Here is a 9,329-nt window from a genome sequence, read left to right on the forward strand (position 1 = left end):
TTCTATTTTAAATATATTTTATAGGAATTTTAAAATAACTAGGTTATGCAAGAAGTCTATTAATTTTACCAGCTTGACTTGTAACAGCATTATTAACTTGCTCTAATTCCTTCACATTTAAGTTTTTATTTGCTTGACTACGTAATTCAACAACTGTTGTTAAAGTATCTTTTTCATATTTCATATATTGCTTTGTGCTATCAATTAATTTTGTTAACATATCAATTCTTCGTTTTAATTGAACATCAATGTCAGAAGCTGTTTCTTCAATTTTTTCTTTATTTCTAATTAAATTATTTCTTGATAAAATAAATAAGAAAATTGGGATAATTAAAATAAATCAAATGTATAAAAAGAATTTTCCTCAAAAACTACTTGTTGCTGGAACTTCCGCATTATTAACTGTTGGATTATATCCCATTGTTACTACTCGTTTCAGAACTTATCTAATATTATATAAGAAAAAATATAAAAACAAGATTAATTATAATTAATTAAAAAATAACTCAAAGAGAGTTATTTTTTAATGTTATTATTTACTAATTGAAACAACTGTTCCGGCACCAATTGTACGTCCACCTTCACGAATTGAGAATTTTGTTCCTTCTTCAATCGCAACTGGGGCAATTAATTCAACTGTCATTTCAACATTATCCCCTGGCATAACCATTTCAACACCGCCTGGTAATTTAATTGAACCTGTAACATCCGTTGTACGGAAGTAAAATTGTGGACGGTAGTTTCCGAAGAATGGTGTATGACGCCCACCTTCTTCTTTTGTTAAAACATAAACTTGTGCTTTAAATTCTTTATGTGGTTTAACTGAACCTGGTTTAGCAATAACTTGCCCACGTTCAACATCACTACGATCAACCCCACGTAATAAAACCCCAACATTATCTCCAGCTTTAGCATCATCTAATAATTTTCTAAACATTTCTAAACCTGTTGCAACAACTTTTTTAGTTTCATTTTTTAATCCAACGATTTCGACTTCTTCATTAACTTTAACAATTCCACGTTCAACACGACCTGTTGCCACTGTTCCACGACCTGTAATTGTGAAAACATCTTCAACTGGCATCATAAATGGTTTAGCAATATCTCTTTCTGGTTCTGGAATTCATTCATCAATTGCGTTCATTAATTCCATAATTTTTTCTTCTCATTGAGCATCACCTTCAAGAGCTTTTAAAGCTGATCCTCTAATAACTGGTGTTTTTTCACCATCAAAACCATATTCGCTTAATAGATCTCTAACTTCCATTTCGATTAAATCCATCATTTCAGTATCGCCATCCATCATATCACATTTGTTTAAGAAAACAACCATTTTTGGTACACCAACTTGTCTTGATAATAAGATATGTTCTCTTGTTTGAGGCATTGGCCCATCTGTTGCTGCAACAACTAAAATCGCACCATCCATTTGTGCAGCACCTGTAATCATGTTTTTAACATAATCGGCATGCCCAGGACAGTCTACGTGCGCATAGTGTCTTTTATCAGTACGATATTCAACGTGTGAAGTATTAATTGTAATTCCACGTTCTTTTTCTTCAGGAGCTTTATCAATATTGTCATATTTTTGGGCTTCTGCAAATCCTTTTTTAGCTAATACAGTTGTAATAGCTGCTGTTAAAGTAGTTTTACCATGGTCAACGTGGCCAATTGTTCCAACATTTACGTGTGGTAAACTTCTATCAAATTTTTGTTTTGCCATTTTAATCTTTTCCTCCTATATTTTTAATTAATAGACAAATGTCATAACTATTGTAAATTAATTCTTTTTACTTTGCAATCTTTTTTTAGTAATGGTAGATTAAACCATTGTGTAATAATTAATCTGTTGATTTTCCTGCTTTTTTGATAATTTCTTCGGTAATTGACTTTGGTGCTTCTTGGTAATGTGAAAACAACATTGTATAAGTTCCCCGTCCTTGGGTAAAACTTCGTAAGTCAGTTGCATATCCAAACATTTCTGATAATGGAACTTTTGCCTTTACAACTTGGGCATTTCCACGTTGATCATTTCCTTCAATTTGACCACGACGTGAAGATAAGTTTCCCATTACATCCCCATAGTATTCTTCTGGAACAGTAACTTCAACAGCCATAATTGGTTCTAAAATAACTGGTTTACATTTTTTAGCGGCTTCTTTTAAAGCTAAACTAGCGGCAAACTCATAAGCCATTTGTGATGAATCGACATCATGGTATGACCCATCATATAATGTTGCTTTAATATCAATCATTGGATATCCTGCTAATTTTCCTGTTTGCATTGACTCTTCTAAACCTTTTTTAACTGAACCAATGAATTCTTTTGGAATTTTTCCACCAACAACTGCGTCAACAAATTCAAATCCTTTATCATGATTTGGTTCAAACTTAATTCATACGTGTCCATATTGTCCACGTCCTCCTGATTGTTTAATGTATTTTCCTTCTACTTCAGCACTATCTTTAAATGTTTCACGATATGAAACTTGTGGTACTCCAACATTAGTTTCCACTTTAAATTCACGTTTCATTCGATCAACTAAAATATCCAAGTGGAGTTCTCCCATTCCAGCAATAATTGTTTGCCCTGTTTCTTCATCTGTTCATGTTCGGAAAGTTGGATCTTCTTCTGCTAATTTTTGTAATGCTAAACTCATTTTTTCTTGGTCAGCTTTTGTTTTTGGTTCTAAAGCTAAGTTAATAACTGGTTCTGGGAAAACCATTGATTCTAAGATTACTTCATTTTTTTCATCACAAAGCGTATCTCCCGTTGTTGTTAATTTCAAACCAACTGCTGCTGCAATATCACCAGCATACACTGCTTCAATTTCTTCACGATTATTAGCATGCATTTTTAACAAACGACCAATACGTTCTGTTTTATCTTTTGTTGAGTTTAATACAGAACTTCCTTTTTTTAACACTCCAGAGTAAACCCGGAAGAATGTTAATTTCCCAACAAATGGGTCTGTCATAATTTTAAATGCTAATGCTGAAAATGGTTCACTATCATCAGCATGACGTTCAACTTCAGTCCCATCTTCTAGAACACCTTTAATTGATGGAATATCAAGTGGTGAAGGTAAATAATCAATTACCCCATCCAACATTAATTTAACTCCTTTGTTTTTAAAAGCACTTCCACAAAAGACTGGGAAAAAATCACCAGTTAATGTTGCAGTACGAATTGCACTTTTAATTTCTGGAATTGAAATATCATTACCATCCAAGTATTTCATCATTAAATCTTCATCAAAGTTAACCGCTGCTTCAATTAATTTCATTCGGTATTCTTCAACTAAGTCTTTTAAATCATCTGGGATTGGAATTTCTTTTGCTTCTTCGTTTGCTGCTCCATCATAATGATAAGCTTTTCGTTCAACGATATCAATAATTCCTGTAAACTGGTCTTCAGCTCCAATTGGAATTTGAACTGGATGAGCATTTGCTTGTAAACGGTCATGAATTGTTTTTACTGAGTATAAAAAGTCAGCTCCAATTTTATCCATTTTATTAACAAAGACAATCCGTGGTACACCATATGTAGTTGCTTGACGTCAAACCGTTTCTGTTTGGGGTTCAACTCCTGATTGTCCATCAAGAACAGCTACTGCTCCATCTAACACACGTAATGATCTTTCTACTTCAACAGTAAAATCAACGTGCCCTGGAGTATCAATAATATTTAAGCGCATATTTTTTCAAAACGCCGTTGTTGCCGCAGAAGTAATTGTAATTCCACGTTCTTGTTCTTGAGCCATTCAATCCATTTGGCTAGCTCCATCATGGGTTTCACCAATTTTATGAATTTTCCCAGTATGGAACAAAATGCGTTCTGTTGTTGTAGTTTTTCCAGCATCAATATGTGCCATAATTCCAATATTTCTCGTATTTTCTAGAGAATATTCTCTTGCCATTTTTCTTTTCCTTTTCTATTTTTTATCAACGATAATGAGCAAAAGCCTTATTAGCTTCCGCCATTTTATGAGTATCATCTTTTTTCTTAACTGCTCCCCCAATTACATTTGAAGCATCAATAATTTCATTTGCTAAACGATCAATCATACTTTTTTCATTACGTAATCTTGCATAATTAATTAATCATCTTAATCCTAACGTAACTTTACGATCTTCATTTACTTCAATTGGAACTTGGTAATTAGCTCCCCCAATTCGGCGAACTTTTAATTCTAAATGTGGCGTAATGTTTTCAATTGCTTTATTAAAAACTTCTAACGGTTCAGTCTTTGTTTTTTCTTTAACAATCTCAAATGCTCCATATAAAATTGTTTGAGCAACTCCTCTTTTCCCATCAATCATAATTTTATTAATTGCACGTGTTACTAATTTTGAACTATAAATTGGATCTGGTAAAACATCTCTTTTCTCTGCTTGGCGTTTACGCATTGTAATAATCTTCCTTTCTGTTTAATTAAGCTTTTGCAGCTTTTAGTCTTTTTGTTCCATATAGTGATCTTCCTTGTTGGCGGTTATTAACTCCAGCAGTATCTAAAGTACCACGAATAATATGGTAACGAACCCCTGGCAAATCTTTAACCCTTCCACCACGGATTAATACAACACTATGTTCTTGTAAGTTATGTCCTTCACCAAGAATATATGCTGTTACTTCCATTCCGTTTGTTAAACGCACACGAGCATATTTTCGTAACGCTGAGTTCGGTTTTTTGGGTGTCATTGTTGCAACCCTTGTACAAACACCTCTTTTTTGTGGTGCTGTAACATTAGTAGGTTTTTTTTGTAAAGAGTTTAGCCCTCTGTTTAAAGCAGGAGCTTTTGTTTTTCACACTTTATCTTTACGTGGTTTACGCACTAATTGATTAATTGTTGGCATTAAGCTTTCTCCTTTCTATTTCACATATCCGAGTGTATCAAAGAATACAATCCATATATAATATTACATAAAACAAAAAATTAAGTCAAGATTTATTCTCAATATTCCTGTGAAAACCATATACATTTTAGACCACTGATTTAGTCTTTAAATTAGAATGGAGATTAAAATGAAAAAGTATATGGTAACAAGCATTCCAACTGAAAATGAATTATATTCATTACAACGAAAAATAAAAAAATGATATTTACAACAAAAACTTACAAAAGAAATAAATTATATTTATCAAAATGTCATTAATTATTTTAATTTATGTCAGAAATACTATTTATATGAAAATTCACTAAATAGCTTAATTAAATTATTTTATAGGAATTTTAAAATAACTAGGTTATGCAAGAAGTCTAATATATGCCTGATGCGCTAGGAGAAAATACATTGTCTGAATTAACATATGATGTTCAACCGCTTTGAATTAGTCTTTTTATTGGGTCACAAGCAAAGCCGGGAATTCAAAATTTTACGATAAAATTAAGTTTTCGTTTTAATGGTAAAATTAAAACTAGTATTGAACGTAAGTTTAGTATTGAAATTAAAAATTATCTTTTAAAAACTGATGATTCAAATAAACCAATGCATGAACGATTTGGTTTTAGTGCGATATCATTTCCTTCAAATGGTATGAAATATATTGATACTGGTGATAATTTAAGACAGAAAAGAGCAAGTGTAAAAGAACTTGATGACAAAATTGGTCCTTTTGATAATAATTTACCAAGTTATTTATCCCCAAAAATGTGGCCATATTTATTAGCACATTTACAAGCATTAAAAAAATCTAATACATTTTATTTATATGGTCCTGGATGAAATTATCAATTAATTCAATGAGTAGGAAAATTAAATAAATCATCAGAAGGATGAACTGATGAAGAATACGAAGATTATATTAAAAGTAGTGATTTAAATGTTGTTTTTAATGATCCAGATTGAGAATGAGAATTTGATTTTAATGCATTTGATGAATATTTAAAAGTTGCTGCTCAATTAGGATTTACGGAGTTTATGTTTTCAGCAATGGAACCAGGAGCCTTTACCTTTTTTACCTTAAAAATGTGGCTAAAAAAGGTCCTCAACGTACATTTAATGCTGAATTAGTAAAATCAAGCAATGGTATGCCTGGGAAAAACTTTGATGCTTATTTAAAAACAATTCATAGTAAATTTATTAAAGCATTATCAAATCACTGAAATTCAATTTGAAACAAACCAGAATACTTAACACCAAATGGTAAACAAATTACTTTATATGAATCGTTTGATGAATTAGCAGATAAAACTAATGAATTAACAATGAAAAATGTGGCTGAAAATGACTCTTATAATCTTATTAAATCTAGTATTTTTGCTGGTTGGCGTTTTCGCTATAATCCATTTGATGAAGATGATATTCAAAATATTTTTGTTAACAAATATGACCAAATGATTTTGCAATACCGTGAAATAGTCGAAAAATTTAATAATATTAATATTTATAAATTACGAAGTAATATTCTTCGTCGTAAAACATTTGGGAATGCAACTATGATTTATACTTCTTGAAATAATTTTCCAGCAGCATATATTCAATCTGATAATAGTGAACAAGTATGAAGACCTTTAATGGCTTATAAATTAGGAGCAAATGGTTATGTAAGATGGTCATATGATTTATATCGAGATGATTATTATGCTAAAAAAGAAATGAATGGTCAATTTGAATCGGGAGATGATAATTTAGTTTATGTTGGAAATATTAATGGTCCGCGTTATAGTGTTCGCTTTAAAAATTATATTGACGGAATGGAAATGGTCCATAAAATGATGATATTAATGGAAATATATACAGACAAAAAATATGATTTAAATCGAGTCCTAAATGCAATTGGTTTTCCTGTTTCAACAACAAGAGATAATAAATATAAGTGATATCCAACCCAATTTACATTAGATGATGTTGTGTTTGAACAACCAAGTTTAAATTATGGAAAAACAATAGGAGAACAAGTTTATGAATTATTTATGTATGTTAATTTGTTATAAAGGAGGATTATGAAGAAGTTATTAGAGTCATTATTATTAGGAACTATCTTATTTGGAAATATTAGTCCGCTTATTGCTTGTAAAATTACACAAGAAGAGAATCTTAATTTTGATTTAGCACAAATTGATGAAACAGTATTTCAAAATTATTCATGAACAGTTGATCAAATGTTAGGTAGTGAACTTGGCGGGTTTCAAACTTTGCGGAGTACTATTCTTAAAATTATTCAAATTAATTTTGAAGAAATTGATCTTTTTAAAATTAATGTTGATATTTATTATGGCTATCATACGACACCTAATTCAAATTATTTAATTGACTTTAGTGCTGTACGAAACTTATTACCAATTACTTATTTTTCAATTCATATTACACCAAATAATTATGGTCATTACCAAAATGAAAAATGAATTACAATTAATACTAATGTTGATTTAACTGAATTAAATATTTTAAAAAATAGTGTCTTATTTTATTCTGATAATCCAGTGCCATTTGATAATGCTAAATTAATAGCAGGATTTGTACAAAATATTAATAATATTTTTCAAACCGAAGAAGGATACGAGGAGATTGTAGCATATTATATTTAAAAACAAAAAAATGTGAAATGACAATAATCCGTTACCATTTGAATTCTTTAACTTGGAAATTAAAGTCAAAAAAGATAGTAGTAACTTTGTTAAATTTGATGCATCAAGAGCAATTTTAATATTTAATTCCACAGTTGTTGAAAGTAATTATAAGGTAATCCTAGAAAGTAAAGGATTTAGTTTTTATAAAAAACCAGAGTTCTTATCAGTTTGAAATGTTTCGATTGACAGTAATGATTTTAATGCTAAAGACTGAAGAAATATTGATTGGAAACCTATTGCTAACAAAACATATGCTGGAACAACAACTATTGTGGAAATTGTTAATGATGTAACTGATTATTTAATTAAGTGATCAGCACATGTTCATAATTCACATTTTATGCAAGCAAATGATGTAAATGTTGTTTTGAAAAAAGGTGCACAGCCGAATGACTTAGATTTGTGGTCACCAACAACTTAACTAAAAAATTTATGAAAGAGTGCTGACCATGGGGGATTACCATATGTTTTTGCCTGATTTAAAAGTAGCAATAAAAATTATCTTAAAATTAATCATGCAGCCGGAACTGTTGGGACACATGTTTCTTTTAAAATTACTTAAGGAAGGAGAAAAGTATGACAGATTTAGTATCTTTAAAATATTTTATTGTTTTAAATATTTTATTTCTTCTTTTTGGTAGTGGTTGAGAAGGAATTTATTTATTAAAACATTTTAAAAATAAAAAAAATAGTGAAAGTTGAATCGCTAGTAAATTATTTTATTTTTTATTAGTTGTTATTAATATTGGTTTAATTCTAAATGTATTGCAATTGTTTTTATTATTTTTAACATCAGATTTTACTTTTAGTAATAATTATTTGCCAGAATGAAGATTATTGTCACGAAAGATTTTTTATGCTATTACAACAGCTATTAGTATTTTTATTTTATTCTTTATAATAACTTATTTATATCAATAATAACTTATTTATATCAATGAAAAACAATTATTTATTTTAATCGCCAAACATTAAAAAGTATTTTTAGTGAATATGACTTGAATGATAACCAAGTTAAAGTGTCTATTTTTAACAATATTAGTTTGTTTCAGTTTCTAGATAAATATTTAATTTGTAAAACAAATGGTAAATTTTATAATAAAATTACAACTTTTTTAATTGTAAAATTCAAGAAAATAATGATAATTTACAAATTTTACAAATGAGAATATTACGATTGAAATATTATTCACCCAAAAAAATTAGTTTTTTTAACAAAAAAATTAGATTTTCAAAAGTTCTGAATGTGGTTAATGTTTGAAAAGAATTTTAAGATTACTTTAATTGCTGTTACAACCGTTCAAATTCTTTTGACTTTTTATATTTTTTTATCTGGTATTTTTCAATGAAACATCAAAGAATGGATTGTTTATAATTATAATGGAACAAATTATTCATTAAACCCGAATAATATTATTTATATTTTGAGTATCCTTACTATTGTTTGCTTTATAATTGAGTTTTTGTTGGAAAGTGTTATTTGCTTAATAAATTGGATTAATAAAAATGATAGTGCAATTACAGTTAATTTTTTAAAACTTATCATGTTAATTACTAGTCTTGGGTTATTTAGTTATTTTTTTAGTAGTTTAAATTATTATGTTGAATATTTAAATTTAAAAAATAATAATTTAATTACAAATCCTAGGTTAATTGTTGAGCGATTATTATTTTGATTACAAAAAGATTATATTAGACTTCTTGCATAACCTATTAAAATAATTGTAAATATTTTTAAAAAGATACTAATAGCA

12 protein-coding genes are annotated in these 9,329 nt (G+C 29.0%); 7 read left to right on the plus strand and 5 right to left on the minus strand.

Going from position 1 to position 9,329, the window contains the following annotated elements:
- Positions 1 to 43 precede the first annotated feature (43 nt).
- From BST80_RS02485 to rpsL, 5 genes are all read right to left on the minus strand, one after another.
- Positions 44 to 421 (minus strand): LemA family protein, encoded by a 378-nt coding sequence (locus BST80_RS02485; RefSeq protein ID WP_415745818.1) that lies wholly within the window; start codon positions 419 to 421, stop codon positions 44 to 46.
- 111 nt (positions 422 to 532) lie between these two features.
- Positions 533 to 1,723: an elongation factor Tu gene (gene tuf, locus BST80_RS02490; protein ID WP_415745819.1), complete on the minus strand. Its 1,191-nt coding sequence runs from the start codon at positions 1,721 to 1,723 to the stop codon at positions 533 to 535.
- 118 nt (positions 1,724 to 1,841) lie between these two features.
- Positions 1,842 to 3,920 (minus strand): elongation factor G, encoded by a 2,079-nt coding sequence (gene fusA, locus BST80_RS02495; RefSeq protein WP_415745820.1) that lies wholly within the window; start codon positions 3,918 to 3,920, stop codon positions 1,842 to 1,844.
- 22 nt (positions 3,921 to 3,942) lie between these two features.
- Positions 3,943 to 4,410, minus strand: coding sequence for a 30S ribosomal protein S7 (gene rpsG, locus BST80_RS02500; protein ID WP_415745821.1), 468 nt, complete (start codon positions 4,408 to 4,410; stop codon positions 3,943 to 3,945).
- Between the two features lie 25 nt (positions 4,411 to 4,435).
- Complete coding sequence (rpsL, locus tag BST80_RS02505; protein ID WP_415745822.1) at positions 4,436 to 4,858, minus strand: 30S ribosomal protein S12; 423 nt, start codon at positions 4,856 to 4,858, stop codon at positions 4,436 to 4,438.
- Between the two features lie 157 nt (positions 4,859 to 5,015).
- Between rpsL and BST80_RS02510 the strand changes: the two genes are divergently transcribed.
- The 7 genes from BST80_RS02510 to BST80_RS02540 all read left to right on the plus strand — a co-directional run bounded on the left by BST80_RS02510 (position 5,016) and on the right by BST80_RS02540 (position 9,284).
- Positions 5,016 to 5,285, plus strand: coding sequence for a hypothetical protein (locus BST80_RS02510; RefSeq protein WP_415745823.1), 270 nt, complete (start codon positions 5,016 to 5,018; stop codon positions 5,283 to 5,285).
- Positions 5,270 to 6,016, plus strand: a complete 747-nt coding sequence (locus BST80_RS02515; RefSeq protein WP_415745824.1) for a hypothetical protein — start codon at positions 5,270 to 5,272, stop codon at positions 6,014 to 6,016. The genes BST80_RS02510 and BST80_RS02515 overlap by 16 nt, the downstream gene beginning before the upstream one ends.
- Complete coding sequence (locus BST80_RS02520) at positions 5,974 to 6,939, plus strand: DUF4091 domain-containing protein (protein ID WP_415745825.1); 966 nt, start codon at positions 5,974 to 5,976, stop codon at positions 6,937 to 6,939. Before BST80_RS02515 ends, BST80_RS02520 begins: the two co-directional genes overlap by 43 nt.
- Before the next feature lie 9 nt (positions 6,940 to 6,948).
- On the plus strand, positions 6,949 to 7,533 hold the full coding sequence (locus BST80_RS02525; protein ID WP_415745826.1) for a hypothetical protein: 585 nt from the start codon (positions 6,949 to 6,951) through the stop codon (positions 7,531 to 7,533).
- A 10-nt stretch (positions 7,534 to 7,543) separates the two neighbouring features.
- Complete coding sequence (locus BST80_RS02530; RefSeq protein WP_415745827.1) at positions 7,544 to 7,996, plus strand: hypothetical protein; 453 nt, start codon at positions 7,544 to 7,546, stop codon at positions 7,994 to 7,996.
- Positions 7,997 to 8,151: 155 nt separating this feature from the next.
- On the plus strand, positions 8,152 to 8,496 hold the full coding sequence (locus tag BST80_RS02535) for a hypothetical protein (protein WP_415745828.1): 345 nt from the start codon (positions 8,152 to 8,154) through the stop codon (positions 8,494 to 8,496).
- 332 nt (positions 8,497 to 8,828) lie between these two features.
- Positions 8,829 to 9,284, plus strand: a complete 456-nt coding sequence (locus BST80_RS02540) for a hypothetical protein (protein WP_415745829.1) — start codon at positions 8,829 to 8,831, stop codon at positions 9,282 to 9,284.
- Positions 9,285 to 9,329 lie beyond the last annotated feature (45 nt).

This window comes from Spiroplasma sp. Moj (genome assembly GCF_016082285.1).
In the GTDB taxonomy this organism is placed as follows: domain Bacteria; phylum Bacillota_I; class Bacilli_A; order Mycoplasmatales; family Mycoplasmataceae; genus Spiroplasma; species Spiroplasma phoeniceum.